This is a genomic window from Streptomyces sp. NBC_01017 (genome assembly GCF_045162795.1).
GTDB classification, from domain to species: domain Bacteria; phylum Actinomycetota; class Actinomycetes; order Streptomycetales; family Streptomycetaceae; genus Streptomyces; species Streptomyces machairae.
Genome location: NZ_CP108683.1, coordinates 2733280 through 2748858 on the forward strand (window position 1 = coordinate 2733280; position 15579 = coordinate 2748858).

12 protein-coding genes are annotated in these 15579 nt (G+C 71.3%); 5 read left to right on the forward strand and 7 right to left on the reverse strand.

Annotated elements, in window-relative coordinates; genetic code table 11:
• The first annotated feature begins 21 nt into the window (after nt 1–21).
• The 3 genes from OG331_RS12690 to meaB are packed head-to-tail and all read left to right on the forward strand — an operon-like array spanning nt 22 to nt 5050.
• Nucleotides 22–1824, forward strand: a complete 1803-nt coding sequence (locus OG331_RS12690; protein WP_406195207.1) for a methylmalonyl-CoA mutase family protein — start codon at nt 22–24, stop codon at nt 1822–1824.
• Nucleotides 1824–3998 (forward strand): methylmalonyl-CoA mutase, encoded by a 2175-nt coding sequence (gene scpA / locus OG331_RS12695; protein ID WP_406195209.1) that lies wholly within the window; start codon nt 1824–1826, stop codon nt 3996–3998. The genes OG331_RS12690 and scpA overlap by 1 nt, the downstream gene beginning before the upstream one ends.
• Nucleotides 3995–5050, forward strand: coding sequence for a methylmalonyl Co-A mutase-associated GTPase MeaB (meaB, locus tag OG331_RS12700; RefSeq protein ID WP_406195212.1), 1056 nt, complete (start codon nt 3995–3997; stop codon nt 5048–5050). The genes scpA and meaB overlap by 4 nt, the downstream gene beginning before the upstream one ends.
• Here the strand turns inward: meaB and OG331_RS12705 are convergent.
• Both OG331_RS12705 and OG331_RS12710 read right to left on the reverse strand, forming a co-directional pair.
• Nucleotides 4999–5688, reverse strand: a complete 690-nt coding sequence (locus OG331_RS12705) for a response regulator (protein WP_406195214.1) — start codon at nt 5686–5688, stop codon at nt 4999–5001. The two genes, meaB and OG331_RS12705, sit on opposite strands and share 52 nt — an antisense overlap.
• On the reverse strand, nt 5685–6788 hold the full coding sequence (locus OG331_RS12710) for a sensor histidine kinase (RefSeq protein WP_406195217.1): 1104 nt from the start codon (nt 6786–6788) through the stop codon (nt 5685–5687). The genes OG331_RS12705 and OG331_RS12710 overlap by 4 nt, the downstream gene beginning before the upstream one ends.
• 167 nt (nt 6789–6955) lie before the next feature.
• Here OG331_RS12710 and OG331_RS12715 point away from each other — a divergent pair, with 167 nt between their 5' ends.
• The gene (locus OG331_RS12715; protein ID WP_406195220.1) at nt 6956–7984 is read left to right on the forward strand and encodes a carboxymuconolactone decarboxylase family protein; all 1029 of its coding nucleotides are present in this window, start codon (nt 6956–6958) and stop codon (nt 7982–7984) included.
• Between the two features lie 140 nt (nt 7985–8124).
• Nucleotides 8125–8787, forward strand: a complete 663-nt coding sequence (locus OG331_RS12720) for a hypothetical protein (protein WP_406195223.1) — start codon at nt 8125–8127, stop codon at nt 8785–8787.
• A gap of 14 nt (nt 8788–8801) precedes the next feature.
• On the opposite strand, the gene OG331_RS12725 is transcribed toward OG331_RS12720, so the two are convergent.
• The 5 genes from OG331_RS12725 to OG331_RS12745 form a co-directional block, all read right to left on the reverse strand.
• Nucleotides 8802–10349: an NCS1 family nucleobase:cation symporter-1 gene (locus OG331_RS12725; protein WP_406195225.1), complete on the reverse strand. Its 1548-nt coding sequence runs from the start codon at nt 10347–10349 to the stop codon at nt 8802–8804.
• A gap of 145 nt (nt 10350–10494) precedes the next feature.
• Nucleotides 10495–11517 (reverse strand): TIGR03842 family LLM class F420-dependent oxidoreductase, encoded by a 1023-nt coding sequence (locus tag OG331_RS12730; RefSeq protein ID WP_406195228.1) that lies wholly within the window; start codon nt 11515–11517, stop codon nt 10495–10497.
• A gap of 11 nt (nt 11518–11528) precedes the next feature.
• On the reverse strand, nt 11529–12932 hold the full coding sequence (gene hydA / locus OG331_RS12735) for a dihydropyrimidinase (protein WP_406195230.1): 1404 nt from the start codon (nt 12930–12932) through the stop codon (nt 11529–11531).
• Nucleotides 12933–12984: 52 nt separating this feature from the next.
• A complete protein-coding gene (locus OG331_RS12740; RefSeq protein ID WP_383609668.1) occupies nt 12985–13827 on the reverse strand; it encodes a nitrilase-related carbon-nitrogen hydrolase in 843 nt (280 codons plus the stop codon).
• A gap of 155 nt (nt 13828–13982) precedes the next feature.
• Nucleotides 13983–15575, reverse strand: a complete 1593-nt coding sequence (locus OG331_RS12745; protein WP_406195233.1) for a PucR family transcriptional regulator — start codon at nt 15573–15575, stop codon at nt 13983–13985.
• Nucleotides 15576–15579: the final 4 nt, after the last annotated feature.

Below are 15579 nucleotides of genomic sequence, written 5' to 3' on the forward strand. Positions count from 1 at the left end.
GATCTGACCTAGCATCCGAGCATGACGGTCCTGCCTGACGACGGGCTCTCGCTGGCCGCCGAGTTCCCTGACGCAACCCATGAGCAATGGCAACGCCTGGTGGAAGGCGTGCTGCGCAAGTCGGGCAAGGACGTCTCGGGCCCGGCTGCGGAAGACGCCCTGTCCACTGCGTTGGAGGACGGGCTGCGCACCCGCCCCCTCTACACCTCGCGCGAAGCCGCGCCCGATCCCGGCCTGCCCGGATTCGCCCCGTTCGTCCGCGGCGGTCGCGCCGAGGGCAGCACGGCCGGCGGCTGGGACCTGCGGCAGCGGCACACGGCGCTCACGGACGGCCTGGTGCTCGCGGACCTGGAGAACGGCGTCACCTCGCTCTGGCTGGTCCTCGGCGAGGGCGGCATCCCGGTGTCGTCGCTCGGCCGGGCCCTGGAGGGCGTCTACCTCGACCTGGCCCCCGTCGTCCTCGACGCCGGAGCCGACGTGGAGCCCGCCGCGCGGGAGCTGCTGCGGCAGTACGAGGAGCGGGGCGTCGCCAAGGAGGCGGCGCGCGGCAACCTCGGCGCCGACCCCCTCGGCCATGAGGCCCGTACGGGCACGTCCTCGCAGTTCGCGCCGGTCGCCTCGCTGGCTCGGCAGTGCGCCGAGGAGTACCCGGGGCTGCGGGCGCTGACCGTGGACGCGCTGCCGTACCACGAGGCCGGCGGCTCGGCCGCCCAGGAGCTGGGCTCGTCGCTGGCGACCGGTGTCGCGTATCTGCGCGAGCTCACCGAGGCGGGGCTGACGGCCGAACAGGCGTGCGCCCAGCTGGAGTTCCGTTACGCGGCCACCGCCGACCAGTTCCTGACGATCGCCAAGCTGCGGGCCGCGCGCCGGCTGTGGGCGCGGGTGACCGAGGTCTGCGGGGCGCCCAGCGCTCAGGTGCAGCATGCCGTCACCTCGCCGGTGATGATGACGCGCCGGGACCCCTGGGTGAACATGCTGCGCACGACGGTCGCCACGCTGGCCGCCGGGGTGGGCGGCGCCGACTCCGTGACCGTGCTGCCCTTCGACCACGCGCTCGGCCTGCCGGACGCGTTCGCGCGGCGCATCGCCCGGAACACCTCGACCATCCTCATCGAGGAGTCGCACCTCGCCCGGGTGATCGACCCGGCGGGCGGCTCCTGGTACGTGGAGTCCCTCACCGACGAACTGGCCCGGGCGGGCTGGGCGTTCTTCCAGCGGATCGAGCAGGCCGGCGGCCAGACGGCCGCGTTGCGCTCCGGGCAGCTGGGCCAGGACCTGGCCGAGACGTGGCAGGCGCGCACCGGCAAGCTCGCCAAGCGGCGCGAACCGATCACCGGCGTCAGCGAGTTCCCGAACCTCACCGAGCCGCCCGTGGAGCGTGCGCCCGCGCCGCAGCCCCGGTCCGGCGGCCTCCCGCGGGTCCGCCGCGACGAGGCGTACGAGGCCCTGCGCGCCCGCTCCGACGCCCACCTGGCCGCCACGGGCTCCCGGCCGCGGATCTTCCTGGCCGCGCTCGGCCCGGCCGCCGCGCACACCGCACGCCTCACCTTCGCCTCGAACCTCTTCCAGGCGGGCGGCGTCGAGCCGGTCACCGAGGGCACCTTCGAGGAGAGCGGCGCCACGGAGGTGTGCCTGTGCTCCAGTGACGCCCTCTACGAGGAGCAGGCCGAGGCCGTGGCCGCCGAGTTCAGGTCGGCGGGCGCCACGCACGTGTTCCTCGCGGGCCGCCCCGGGCAGTACACCGATGTCGACAGTTACGTCTTCGCGGGCTGCGACGCGGTCACCGTGCTGTCCGCCGCCCTCGACCGCATGGGAGTGTCCTGATGGGAATCCCCGACTTCTCCGGGATCGAGCTGGGGACCCCGGCCGCCGCGGGCGGCGCCGACGAGTGGCGTACGGCCGTCAAGCAGGCCACGGGCGGGGACGAGCCCCTGTGGGAGACCCCGGAAGGCATCGCGGTCAAGCCGCTGTACACCGGCCGTGACCTGGAGGGCCTGGACTTCCTGGGCACCTTCCCGGGCATGGCGCCGTATCTGCGCGGCCCGTACCCGACGATGTACGTCAACCAGCCCTGGACGATCCGCCAGTACGCGGGCTTCTCCACCGCCGAGGAGTCCAACGCGTTCTACCGGCGCAACCTGGCCGCCGGCCAGAAGGGCCTGTCGGTCGCCTTCGACCTGCCCACGCACCGGGGCTACGACAGCGACCACCCGCGTGTGACGGGCGACGTCGGCATGGCCGGTGTCGCCATCGACTCGATCTACGACATGCGACAGCTGTTCGACGGGATTCCCCTCGACAGGATGACCGTGTCGATGACGATGAACGGCGCCGTGCTGCCGGTGCTTGCGCTGTACATCGTGGCGGCGGAGGAACAGGGCGTACCGCCCGAGAAGCTGGCCGGGACCATTCAGAACGACATCCTCAAGGAGTTCATGGTCCGCAACACCTACATCTATCCGCCGAAGCCGTCGATGCGGATCATCTCCGACATCTTCGCCTTCACCTCGCAGCGGATGCCGCGCTACAACTCCATCTCCATCTCCGGGTACCACATCCAGGAGGCCGGTGCCACGGCCGACCTGGAGCTGGCGTACACGCTCGCGGACGGGGTGGAGTACATCCGCGCGGGCCGTGAGGCCGGCCTGGACGTGGACGCGTTCGCGCCCCGGCTGTCGTTCTTCTGGGCGATCGGCATGAACTTCTTCATGGAGGTCGCCAAGCTGCGCGCGGCGCGGCTGCTGTGGGCGAAGCTGGTGAAGCAGTTCGAGCCGCAGAACTCCAAGTCGCTGTCCCTGCGCACCCATTCGCAGACCTCGGGCTGGTCGCTGACCGCGCAGGACGTGTTCAACAACGTCACGCGCACGTGTGTCGAGGCGATGGCCGCGACGCAGGGGCACACGCAGTCGCTGCACACCAACGCCCTCGACGAGGCGCTCGCGCTGCCGACCGACTTCTCGGCCCGCATCGCGCGCAACACCCAGCTGATGATCCAGCAGGAGTCGGGCACGACCCGGGTCATCGACCCCTGGGGCGGCAGCGCCTATGTGGAGAAGCTGACGTACGACCTCGCCCGCCGTGCCTGGCAGCACATCCAGGAGGTCGAGCAGGCGGGCGGCATGGCCAAGGCGATCGACGCCGGCATCCCCAAGCTGCGCATCGAGGAGGCCGCGGCCCGCACCCAGGCCCGGATCGACTCCGGACGGCAGCCGGTCATCGGCGTCAACAAGTACCGCGTCGACAGCGACGAGCAGATCGACGTGCTCAAGGTCGACAACTCCTCCGTGCGCGCCCAGCAGATCGAGAAGCTGCGGCGGCTGCGGGCGGAGCGGGACGAGACGGCCTGCCAGGACGCGCTGGACGCGCTCACCCGGGCCGCCGGCGGCGAGGGCAACCTGCTGGAGCTCGCGGTGAACGCGGCCCGCGCGAAGGCCACCGTCGGGGAGATCTCGGACGCCCTGGAGAAGGTGTACGGCCGGCACGCGAGCCAGATCCGTACCATCACCGGCGTGTACCGCAACGAAGCCGGGGAGTCGCCGTCCGTGGACCGCACCCGCACCCTCGTGTCCGACTTCGAGGAGTCCGAGGGCCGCCGCCCGCGCATCCTGGTCGCCAAGATGGGCCAGGACGGCCACGACCGGGGCCAGAAGGTGATCGCCACCGCCTTCGCCGACCTCGGCTTCGACGTCGACGTCGGCCCGCTGTTCCAGACCCCGGCCGAGGTGGCCCGCCAGGCCGTCGAGGCCGACGTGCACATCGTCGGGGTGTCGTCGCTGGCCGCCGGTCACCTCACCCTCGTCCCGGCGCTCAAGGAGGCGCTGGCCGATGAGGGCCGCGAGGACATCATGATCGTGGTCGGCGGGGTGATCCCGCCGCAGGACGTCGCGACGCTGCTGGAGATGGGCGCGGCTGCGGTGTTTCCGCCCGGGACGGTGATCCCGGACGCGGCCTACGACCTGGTGCAGCGGCTGGGTGCCGACCTCGGGCACGAGCTGTGATCGATCTCGACGCGTATGTGAAGGGTGTTCTCGACGGGAAGCGGGCGATCGTCGCACGCGCCATCACGCTCGTCGAGTCCACCCGCCCCCAGCACCGGGTGCTGGCCCAGCAGTTGCTGACCGAGCTGCTGCCGCACAGCGGGCGGGCTCGGCGGATCGGCGTCAGCGGGGTGCCGGGGGTCGGGAAGTCGACGTTCATCGACGCGTTCGGCACGATGCTCACCGCGCTCGGCCACCGGGTCGCGGTGCTGGCGGTGGACCCGTCGTCCAGTCGTACGGGCGGTTCGATCCTGGGCGACAAGACGAGGATGGAGCGGCTGTCGGTCGACCCGGCCGCGTTCATCCGCCCCTCCCCCACCGCCGGCACGCTGGGCGGGGTCACCAAGGCCACCCGCGAGTCGATCGTGGTGATGGAGGCCGCGGGCTACGACGTGGTGCTGGTGGAGACGGTCGGGGTGGGCCAGTCCGAGACCGCGGTCGCGAACATGGTCGACTCCTTCCTGCTGCTCACCCTTGCCCGCACCGGCGACCAGCTCCAAGGCATCAAGAAGGGTGTCCTGGAGCTGGCCGACGTGCTCGCCGTGAACAAGGCGGACGGCCCCCATGAGCGCGACGCGCGGGCCGCCGCGCGCGAACTGGCGGGCGCGCTCAGGCTGATGCACGGCAAGGACGCCGCCTGGACGCCGCCCGTCCTGCATTGCAGCGGACGCGAGTCGGTCGGCCTGGACGGCGTGTGGGACCGGCTCGAACAGCACCGGACCCTGCTCGACTCCACCGGCCGGCTCGCCGCCAAGCGCCGTGACCAGCAGGTCGACTGGACGTGGACCATGGTCCGCGACGAACTCCTCGGCCGCCTGCACGCCGACCCGGCGGTCCGTGCGCTCGCGCCGACACTGGAAGAGCAGGTCAGGAACGGCGAGTTGACGGCGACGCTGGCCGCCGAGCGGATCCTCGCGGCGTTCGAGGTGGCACCCTCGGGGCGACCGTCGGGCCCGGCGGCTCAGCACGCCGACGCGTCGGAACCCCGCGGAGCCACCAGCCCCGACTCGTAGGCGAACACGACGAGTTGGGCCCGGTCGCGGGCGCCGAGCTTCGTCATCGCCCTGCTGATGTGGGTCTTCGCCGTGAACGGGCTGATCACCATGTGCGCGGCGATCTCCTCGTTGGTGAGCCCGCGCGCCGCCAGTGCCGTCACCTCACGCTCGCGGCGGGTCAGGCACTCCAGGCCGGGCGCCGTGGCCCGGTCGGGTGGCCGCGAGACGAACTCACCGATCAGGGTGCGTGTCACCGACGGCGACAGCAACGCCTCCCCGCCCGCCACCACCTCGATCGCCTGGAGCAGGTCGGCCGGTTCGGTGTCCTTCAGCAGGAACCCGCTCGCACCGGCCCGCAGCGCCTCGAAGACGTACTCGTCGTGGCCGTAGTTGGTGAGGATCACGACTCGGACTCCGGACAGGGCCGGGTCGGCGGCGATGTGGCGGGTCGCCTCGATGCCCGTCATCACCGGCATCTGTACGTCGATCAGCGCGATGTCGGGCACCTGCGCGCGGATCAGCGCCAGGCCCCGCTCACCGTCCGCCGCCTCGCCGACCACCTCGATGCCGTCCTCGGCGTCCAGCAGGGCCCGGAAGCCGGCCCGCATCAGCGCCTGGCCGTCGACGAGCACCACCCTGATCACGCCGTCCGTCATCCCGCCTCCCCCACGGGCAGCCGTGCCCGCACCGCGAACCCGCCCTCCTCGCGCGGGGCGGCGTCCAGAGTGCCGCCGAGGGCCGTGACGCGTTCGCGCATGCCGGTCAGGCCGATGCCGGGGGTGGGCGGACGGGACGGATCGGCGGCGCCGTCGTCCTCGACGCCTATCGTCAAGTCACCGTCATCGTAAGTGAGTTGAACGCTGACCTTCGCCGGACCCGCGTGCCGGGCCGCGTTCGTCAGTGCCTCCTGGACGATGCGGTACATGGCCCGGTCGACCGTCGCCGGCAGTGGCCGCTCCTCCCCCGTCACCGTCAGCTCGACCGCGAGCCCCGCCGCCCGCGCCCGCTCCACGAGCAGCGCCGGTGTGCCCGTCGACTCGTCGGTGCGCAGCACCTCCAGCGTGGCGCGCAGCTCGCGCATGGCCTCGCCGCTCGCCTCCTGGATGGCGAGGAGGGCGGGCGGCACCTCCTCGCGGCGCTTGCGGGCGAGGTGCACGGCGACGCCCGCCTGGAGCTTGACGATCGAGATGCTGTGCGTGAGGGAGTCGTGCAACTCCCTCGCTATCCGCAGGCGTTCCTCGCCCGCCCTGCGCAACGCCGCCTCCTCCCGGGTGCGTTCGGCCTCCAGGGCGCGCTGTTCCGTCTGGCGCAGATACGCCTGCCAGTTGCGGTCGGCGAGGCCCGTCACCACCGCGCACAGGAACCAGCCCGCCAGCAGCAGCGTTTCCTGAGCGATGGCCGAGGTCGCCGAACCCGCCGCCACATAGCCGCCGAGGAACAGTGCGGCGGTCGCCGCCGCGGTGCCCCGGTGTCCGGTCCGCGACGCCGTGTGCACGGCGCCCACGACGGGGATGGCCAGGGTGGCGGCAGGCCCGGCATGGAGCACTTCGGCGAGCAGAGCGCCGGTGGTGACGGCGAGGACCACGCGCGGGGCCGTGCGATGCGCGGCCAGGGCCAGCGAACCGAGCGCGATCAGCGCGCAGTCGAGGAGCCCGGCACGGTCGTCCGCCACGGCGGCGAGCAGCACGATCACGCCGACCACGACCCCGACGGCCGCGTCGGCGAGCCGCTCGCGTGTGACCCGGTGCTCGCTCATGCCCGCACACTAGACGGCGCCACCGACAGCGACGTCACCCCTGTGGACGGCTCTGCGACTACTCCCCACGCAGTAGTGCCCGGCACCGGCCCGGCCCGCCGTCGCAGCGCCGACTGCCATCGCCGGTACGACGACCGGGCCCACCCCGGCGGCGCAGGCTACTGCCCATGTCCACACCCTTCCGTCACACCGAGCCCCTCCCGCCCAAGTCGGCCACCGGCACCGTCGCCGAGGTGTACGCGCAGATCGCCCTCGACTTCGGCATCGCCGAACCCGTCACCTTCGTGGTGCTGTCCTCCGCGCCCGGACTGCTCGCCCCCGCCTGGGCGTTGCTGCGCGAGTCGCTGATCGCGGGGGCCGGCAGCCGGACCGGCAAGGAACTGGCGGCCCTCGGGGTGTCGCTCGCCAACAAGTGCCCGTTCTGCGTGGACGCGCACACCGTGCTCCTGCACGCCACCGGAGACCACGCGCTCGCCGAGCGGCTGGCCCGCGGGGAGCAACCGGAGAACGAGGAGCACGCACGCGTGCTGGACTGGGGGCGGCACACGCGCGTGCCCGGCGCCGACCTCACGCCGTATCCGTTCCCGCGCGAGCACGCCCCCGCCTATCTCGGCACCGCGCTCACCTTCCACTTCATCAACCGCATCGCGTCGGCCCTGCTGACCGAGAACCTGCTCCCGGCCGGCGTCCAGCGGTTCCGGGCGGTGCGCAGCCTCGCGGGCCGTACTCTCGCCCGGTCCGTACGCCGCCCCGCCCGGCCCGGCGTGTCCCTGCCCCTGCTCGACCCGATCGACCCCGGCGAGGCCCCCGCGTGGGCGGCCGGGACGCCCGTCGGCCTCGCGTACGCGGCGCTGCTCAGGGCGGCCATGTCGGGCGCGGGCCTCCTCGACGCCGACGACCACGACCTCGTGGAGGCGACCTTGCAGGACTGGGACGGCACCCATCCGCCGCTCACTCTCGACGGGTTCCCGGACCGCAGGGAGCGTCCGGGGGCGCGGCTGGCGCTGCTGGCCGCCCTCGCGCCGTACCGCATCACGGACGAGGACGTGCGGGCGTGGCGCCGGCCGGAGCACACCGACCACTGTCTGGTGCACCTCGTCGCGTACGGCGCCTTCACGGCCGTGGACCGCATCGAAAGCTCGCTTTCCTCGCAAATCGTCCGGGATGCCGAGCAAGTGGCCCAGGGCACCACGTAATTGCGGCCGACCGGCGACCCGGCGGTAACCGCGTCAGCACGGAGCGAGTTGGCACTTCCGCCCCACAGGGAGTCATGTGACACTGGCGTCCCGTCCGCAGTGCGGACTCCCTCCGCACCGTCCCCCACGAAATGTGCGCCGTGCGTTCTCTTCCCTTGCCGCTCGCCCTCACCGCGCGCCTGTCGCCCGTCGTCGTGCTCGCCGCGGCGGGCTGGGCACTGTCGTCCGGACCCGCGACACCGGCCGCCGAGGACACGGCGACGCAGAAGAGCGGGGACGAGTCGCCCTCGGCCCCCGCGACGGCCGCCGTGTCGAAGACGTACGCCGCCGCGCCCGCACCCTGCGACAGCCTGAGCTCGAAGTCGGTGAAGGAGCTCGTCCCGGGCGCCAAGACGGCCGGCAAGGAGATCCCGTCCACGGACGCGAAGGTGCGCCGCACCTGCTCGTGGAACGCGCTCCAGGGCTTCGACTACCGGTGGCTGGACGTGTCCTACGAGGTCACGGAGTCCGACGAGGCGGCGGAGAAGTCCTACAAGGAGCGCGTCGCGGACAAGAGCGGCGGCGGCGAGGTCCCCGGTGTCGGCGACGCGGGGTACTCCGTCGTGAACCTCACCACCGAGGACGAGCAGCAGACCCGCGAGGGCGTGGTGCTGGTCCGCGCGGCCAACGCGCTTGTCTCCATCACCTACAGCGGCAGTGACTTCGAGTCGAACAAGGCGCCTGCCACGGCCGAGATCAACAAGGGCGCGATCAAGGCGGCCAGGGAGGCGGTGGCCGCCTTGGAGGACGGTCAGAAGGGCTGACCGTCCTCCGGGGCTCAGGCCTCGACGCGTTCCTTGTGGCCGGCCATCAGCAGCACGTACAGCACCAGCGAGGTGCCCAGGCCCACCGCCCAGCCGTAGTCGGCCAGCGGCTTGAGGAACGGGATCAGTCCGTCGGCCGGGAACGGTCCGGTCTTCGAGCCGTCGGCGCCGACGCCCGAGTACGAACCGCCGACCGCCAGGACGCCGCCGACCAGGAACGCCAGGATCGCGCGCCAGTTCCAGCCGGACGTGTACCAGTAGCGCCCGCCGGGCGTGTACAGGTCCGCGAGGTGCAGAACCGTACGGCGGACGATCCAGTAGTCGGCGATCAGGATGCCCGCGACCGTGCCGAGCAGGCCGCCGACCACGCCGAGCCAGGTGAAGATGTAGAACTCCGGGGTGGAGATCAGCTTCCACGGGAAGATCAGGATGCCGACGACACCGGTGATCAGCGCGCCGGTACGGAAGTTGATGAGCTTCGGCGCCAGGTTCGCCAGGTCGTACGCCGGGGAGACGACGTTCGCCGCGATGTTCACGGAGACGGTGGCGACGAGGACGACGATCAGGGCGAAGAGCAGACCGAAGGTGCTGTCGGTCTTCGCGGCGAGGGTGACCGGGTCCCAGATCGCCTCGCCGTAGACGACCTCGGACCCTGAGGTGACGAGGACGGCGAGGATGGCGAACAGGGTCATGGTGGTGGGCAGGCCCAGCGTCTGCCCCCAGGTCTGCGCCTTCTGACTCGCGCCGAAGCGGGTGAAGTCGGGGATGTTGAGGGACAAGGTCGCCCAGAAACCGATCATCCCCATCAGGGACGGGAAGAAGACCGGCCAGAAGTCGGGGCCCCAGCCCAGCTTCGACGGCTGGTCGAGCAGCGCGCCGAACCCGTCCGCCTTGACCGCGATCCAGACCAGCAGCACGAGCGCGCCGACGATCACGAAGGGCGCGGCCCAGTTCTCGAAGTGCCGCAGGAAGTCCATGCCGCGGTAGATGATCGCGATCTGCAGCGCCCAGAAGAGGAGGAAGCACAGCCACAGGGGCCATGGATTGCCCGCGATCTTCCCGGCGTTCTCCCATCCGCCGCCGGTGAGCTTGGACCCCAGCGCGAAGATGCCGCTGCCGCCGATCCAGGTCTGGATGCCGAACCAGCCGCAGGCCACGGCCGCCCGGATCAGCGCCGGGATGTTGGCGCCCCGCAGCCCGAAGGAGGCCCGCGCCAGCACCGGGAACGGGATGCCGTACTTGGGCCCGGCGTGCCCGGTGGCCAGCATCGGCAGCAGCACGATGACGTTGGCCAGGGCGATGGTGAAGACGGCCTGCTTCCAGTCCATGCCGAGGGCGACCAGGCCGGAGGCGAGTGTCCAGCTGGGGATGCAGTGGGCCATGGAGATCCACAGGGCCGCGAAGTTGTACGTCGTCCACTTGCGCTCGGCGACCGGGACGGGACGCAGGTCCTCGTTGGCGAAGGGGCTGTTGGCGGGGAATGCCTCGGGGGCGAGCTCGATCCGTCCGCCGGCGTCGGCGGACTGGGATATCGGCGACCCCGTGGGGACTGTTTCGGTCATGGGCAGGCCAATCGATCAGAACGGGACGGGAAAGGCCGCGCGGGGGCCTTGGGCCCTCCCCGAGGACGGCGGCGGGGAGGCCCGGACCGCGGGGAGGGAGACAAGGGGGTGGGGGGGTCGGGTGGCGCCAGGGTGCGGGCGGGGATCAGGAGTTGACGGCCGGGATGACCGACGCGCCATATGCGTCGATCACGGCTTCCTGCGCGTCGTGCATGTCGTAGACGGCGAACTGGTCGACGCCCAGCTCACGCAGGGCGTTCAGCTTCTCGATGTGCTTCTCGACCGGGCCGATCAGGCAGAACCGGTCGACGATCTCGTCGGGCACGAACGCGGTGTCGGGGTTGTCGGCGCGTCCGTGGTGGGAGTAGTCGTACCCCTCGCGGGCCTTGATGTACTCGGTGAGTTCGTCGGGCACGGCGGCGGAGTGCTCACCGTACTTCGACACCAGGTCGGCCACGTGGTTGCCGACCATTCCGCCGAACCAGCGGCACTGCTCGCGGGCGTGGGCGAGCTGCGCGGGCGAGTCGTCCTCGGTGACGTACGCCGGCGCGGCGACGCAGATCTTCACCTCGGACGGGTCACGACCCGCCTCGACGGCGGCCTGCTTCACCGCCTTGACCATGTACTCGGTCAGATAGAGGTCGGAGAGCTGCAGGATGAACCCGTCGGCCTCCTCGCCGGTCATCCTCAGGGCTTTCGGGCCGTACGCCGCCATCCAGACGGGGAGTTGGGCGCCCGGCTTGATCCACGGGAACCTGACGACCGTGCCGCCGCCGAGGTCGGCCTCCTGGCCGCTGCCGAGCGCGCGGATGACCTTCATGGCCTCGCTGATGCGGGCCAGGGTGTTGGGCTTGCGGCCGGCGACGCGCATGGCCGAGTCGCCGCGGCCGATGCCGCAGACCGTGCGGTTGCCGAACATGTCGTTGAGGGTGGCGAACGTGGAGGCGGTGACCTCCCAGGTACGGGTGCCCGGGTTGGTCACCATCGGGCCGACCGTCAGCTTCTGGGTGTTGGCGAGGATCTGGCTGTAGATGACGAACGGTTCCTGCCACAGCACGGCCGAGTCGAAGGTCCAGCCGTGGCTGAAGCCGCTGCGCTCGGCGCGTTTCATGAGGCTGACGACCCGCGAGGCCGGCGGGTCGGTCTGCAGGACGAGTCCGAAGTCCATGTGCTCCGCTCCTAGTTGAGGTACTGACAGGTGGAGCGGGGCGTGTAGACGCCGTGCCCGGCGCGCCCGGTGTACTCCCGCTCGGTGATGACGAGTTCGCCGCGCGAGAGGACCGTCTCCACCCGGCCGGTGGTCTGCTTGCCCTCGTACGCCGAGTAGTCGACGTTCATGTGGTGAGTGACGGCGGACATGACCTGCTCGGCCTGCGGGTCGTAGATCACGACGTCGGCGTCCGCACCCGGCGCGATGGTGCCCTTCTTCGGGTACATGCCGAACATCCGGGCCGGGGTCGCGCAGGCGATCTCGATCCAGCGGCGGCGCGAGATGTGACCGTCGACGACGGCCTGGTGCAGCAGGTCCATCCGGTTCTCGACGCCCGGCAGACCGTTGGGGATCTTCGAGAAGTCGCCCCGGCCCAGCTCCTTCTGGCCGACGAAGCAGAAGGGGCAGTGGTCGGTGGAGACGACCTGGAGGTCGTTCGTCCTGAGCCCCTTCCACAGCTGGGCCTGGTGCTCCTTGGGCCGAAGGGGCGTCGAGCACACGTACTTCGAGCCCTCGAAGTTGGGCTCGGCGAGGTTGTCCGTGGACAGGAACAGGTACTGCGGGCAGGTCTCCCCGAAGACGTTCAGCCCCTCGTCGCGCGCCCGCGTCAGCTCGGCCACCGCCTCCGTGGCCGAGACGTGCACGACGTACAGGGGAGCGCCGGCGACCTGGGCGAGCCTGATGGCCCGGTGGGTGGCCTCGGCTTCGAGGAGCGCCTTGCGGACCTCGCCGTGGTAGCGGGGATCGGTCTCGCCCCGCGCCAGCGCCTGCTCGACCAGCACGTCGATCGCGATGCCGTTCTCGGCGTGCATCATGATCAGGCCGCCGTTCTCGGCGGAGCGCTGCATGGCGCGCAGGATCTGGCCGTCGTCGGAGTAGAAGACGCCGGGGTAGGCCATGAACTGCTTGAAGGAGGTCACCCCCTCCTCCACCAGCAGGTCCATCTCCTTCAGCGTCTCCTGGTTCACATCGGAGACGATCATGTGGAAGCCGTAGTCGATCGCGCAGTTGCCCTCCGCCTTGGCGTGCCAGGCGTCGAGGCCCTCGCGCAGCGAGTGGCCCTGGCTCTGCACGGCGAAGTCGACGATCGTGGTCGTACCGCCCCAGGCGGCGGCCCGGGTGCCGGTCTCGAAGGTGTCGGAGGCGAAGGTGCCGCCGAACGGCAGCTCCATATGGGTGTGGACGTCGACGCCGCCCGGGATGACGTACTTCCCGGTGGCGTCGATGGTCCGCTCGGCCGTCCAGGCCTCGGCGACCTGGGTGCCGCTCGCGGCGAGGGCGGCGATACGGCCGTCCTCGATCAGGACGTCGGCGTGCATCTCGTCGGACGCGGTGATGACGAGACCGCCGCGGATGACGGTACGGCTGGTCATGGTCCCTCTCCTCGCAGTGTGACTCGCGATGTGAACGGTGCGGTCGGTGCGGTCAGGGGGCGGTCAGCGGCGTGTAGGCCCCCGGCGCCCGGTCGCGGTAGAACTGCCAGCGGTCGCGGACCTCGCGGAGTTTGGCCAGGTCCAGGTCGCGCACGACGAGTTCGGTCTCCTTGTCGGAGGCCACCTCCCCGACGAACTGGGCCTCCGGGTCCACGAAGTAGGTGGTGCCGTAGAAGTCGTTGTCGCCGAGGTCCTCCACGCCGACCCTGTTGATCGCGCCCACGAAGTACTCGTTGGCGACGGCCGCCGCGGGCTGCTCCAGCTGCCACAGGTAGCGGGAGAGCCCACGGGAGGTGGCCGAGGGGTTGAACACGATCTCGGCGCCGGCCAGGCCCAACGCCCGCCAGCCTTCCGGGAAGTGGCGGTCGTAGCAGATGTACACGCCGATCTTCCCGACGGCCGTCTCGAAGACCGGCCAGCCGCTGTTCCCCGGGCGGAAGTAGAACTTCTCCCAGAATCCCTGGACCTGGGGGATGTGGGTCTTGCGGTACTTGCCGAGGTAGGAGCCGTCCGCGTCGATCACTGCGGCGGTGTTGTAGAGGACCCCGGGCTGCTCCTCCTCGTACATCGGCAGCACGAGGACGATGCCCAGCTCCTTGGCCAGCGCCTGGAAGCGGCGGACGGTCGGGCCCTCGGGGATCTGCTCGGCGTACTCGTAGAACGCCTTGTCCTGGACCTGGCAGAAGTAGGGCCCGTAGAACAGCTCCTGGAAGCACAGCACTTGAGCACCTTGCGCGGCCGCGTCGCGGGCCGCCTGCTCGTGCACCTGGATCATCGATTCCTTGTCGCCCGTCCACGCGGTCTGGAAGAGGGCGGCACGGATCACTCGGCTCATGGGGACCTCCGGTCGCTCGGTGTGCGAGAAGGCTAGGAAGTCCGGTACGCCGGTTTGAGTTGCACGGTGTCACGTCTACGGGCATGCGGCGTGCCACGGTGTCACCCTGTCGTGATCCCATGTTTCACCGCCGTTTTCCCAGGTCGTGGCAGGTTTCAGGCTTGTTGCGCGTCGTGCGCGAGGAGTGCGATGTGCACGGATGCGGCCTGCTCGAAGTCGTCGAGGTCGACGCTGAGCCGCGTCTGTATCGCCTCCAGGCGGCGATAGAGCGCGGGCCGCGAGACATGGTGGAGCTGGGCGGTGCGGGACTTGTTGCGGCCGGTCGCGAGATACGTCCGCAGTACGGCCAGCATGTCCTCGTCGGCCGCGCACAGCAGCCCGTCCAACTCCCGCTCCGCGAACGACTGGACCTGCGGATCGTCCCGCAACAGCCGGATCAGGCCGCGCAGATGGACGTCCTTGAGGCGGACGACGGCCGGGAGGTCGAGGGCGGTGGAGGAGTCGGCGACGGCTTCGGCGACATGCTGGGCCTCGCGCAGTCCGGCGGGCACGTCGTCCCAACCGCAGCGAGCGTCGGCGGCGGCCACGACGGTCTGTTCGGCCCCGGATTCGGAGCGCACCCGGGCGGCGAAGTTCGCGGCGAGCACGGCGGCGTCCTGGTCCCGGGCGAGGCTGAGCAGCACGGCGGTCGCCCCTTCGGCGAGTTCGGCGGCGATCCCGGACAGGCCCAGCATCCGCAGCACGCGCTCCAGTTGGGCCGGCTCGCAGTCCCGCACGACCAGCGGTACGAAGGTGCGCCGGTTGACCGGCAGACCGGCGGCTCGCGCACGTGGCAGCAGCTGCCTCGCCGGTACGACCCCGCTGACGAGGTCGGTCAGCAGGCTCTGCGCGGACTGCTCCTCCCAGCTGTGCGCGGAGTTGCCGCCGAGCATCCGGTGCAGGACGAGGGCCTCGGCGGCGCGCTCGGCGAGCAGCCGGCCGGTGGCGGTGTCACCGCGATGGCCGCACAGCATGATCTGGCCCCACCGCTCACCGCGCCCGGCGAGCTCGGCCCGGATCCAGCCGTCGCCCTCGCTGCCGCCGGCCTGACGGGCGATCCGCTCCCAGTCGCGCAGCACGTCGTCCACGGCCGACCGCTCCCCCGCCGTGGCGAGGACGCGGTGCGCGAGGTTGGTGACGACGACGGGGCAGGCGCTGTGCGAGGCGACCTCGTCGAGGAGCCGTTGCAGCGGGGCGCCCGCGGTGATGAGTCCGGTGAGTGCGGTCCGTACGGCCTCCGAGAGGCTGACCGCGGCGAACTTCCGCCGCACGAGCCGCGACTGGACCTCCTCGGTGAGCTCGGCGAAGGGGAACGGCCGGTGCAGGACGACCATGGGCAGCCCGCACCGCTCGGCCGCCCGCCGCATCACGTCCGGCGGTGCGGGGAACGCCCGGCCCAGGCCCAGCACGACGGCCGCCGCCTCGGCCCGGTGCAGGGAGCGGATGTACTCGGCCTGCTTGTCCTCGTCCCCGGCGAGCAGCACCCCGGTGGTGAGCACCATCTCGCCGCCGCTGAGCATCACCCCGACGTCCGGCGCCTCGGCGACATGCACCCAGCGCACCGGCCGGTCGAGCTGACCGGCGCCGGCCACCACCTCGGGCTCCCCGGCGAGCACCCGCTCCAGGGTGAGGACCTGCCGGACCGACAGAGCGGGTTCCAGGGGTTCCGAAGGCTCCAAGGGCTCCCAAGGCTCCGAGGCGATGGTCATGGCG

What these genes read in the sequence shown, in the direction of transcription:
- OG331_RS12690 (WP_406195207.1), top strand. Translation starts at nt 22, where the DNA reads ATGACGGTCCTGCCTGACGACGGGCTCTCGCTGGCCGCCGAGTTCCCT.
- scpA (WP_406195209.1), top strand. Translation starts at nt 1,824, where the DNA reads ATGGGAATCCCCGACTTCTCCGGGATCGAGCTGGGGACCCCGGCCGCC.
- OG331_RS12705 (WP_406195214.1), bottom strand. Translation starts at nt 5,688, where the DNA reads ATGACGGACGGCGTGATCAGGGTGGTGCTCGTCGACGGCCAGGCGCTG.
- OG331_RS12710 (WP_406195217.1), bottom strand. Translation starts at nt 6,788, where the DNA reads ATGAGCGAGCACCGGGTCACACGCGAGCGGCTCGCCGACGCGGCCGTC.
- OG331_RS12715 (WP_406195220.1), top strand. Translation starts at nt 6,956, where the DNA reads ATGTCCACACCCTTCCGTCACACCGAGCCCCTCCCGCCCAAGTCGGCC.
- OG331_RS12725 (WP_406195225.1), bottom strand. Translation starts at nt 10,349, where the DNA reads ATGACCGAAACAGTCCCCACGGGGTCGCCGATATCCCAGTCCGCCGAC.
- OG331_RS12730 (WP_406195228.1), bottom strand. Translation starts at nt 11,517, where the DNA reads ATGGACTTCGGACTCGTCCTGCAGACCGACCCGCCGGCCTCGCGGGTC.
- hydA (WP_406195230.1), bottom strand. Translation starts at nt 12,932, where the DNA reads ATGACCAGCCGTACCGTCATCCGCGGCGGTCTCGTCATCACCGCGTCC.
- OG331_RS12740 (WP_383609668.1), bottom strand. Translation starts at nt 13,827, where the DNA reads ATGAGCCGAGTGATCCGTGCCGCCCTCTTCCAGACCGCGTGGACGGGC.
- OG331_RS12745 (WP_406195233.1), bottom strand. Translation starts at nt 15,575, where the DNA reads ATGACCATCGCCTCGGAGCCTTGGGAGCCCTTGGAGCCTTCGGAACCC.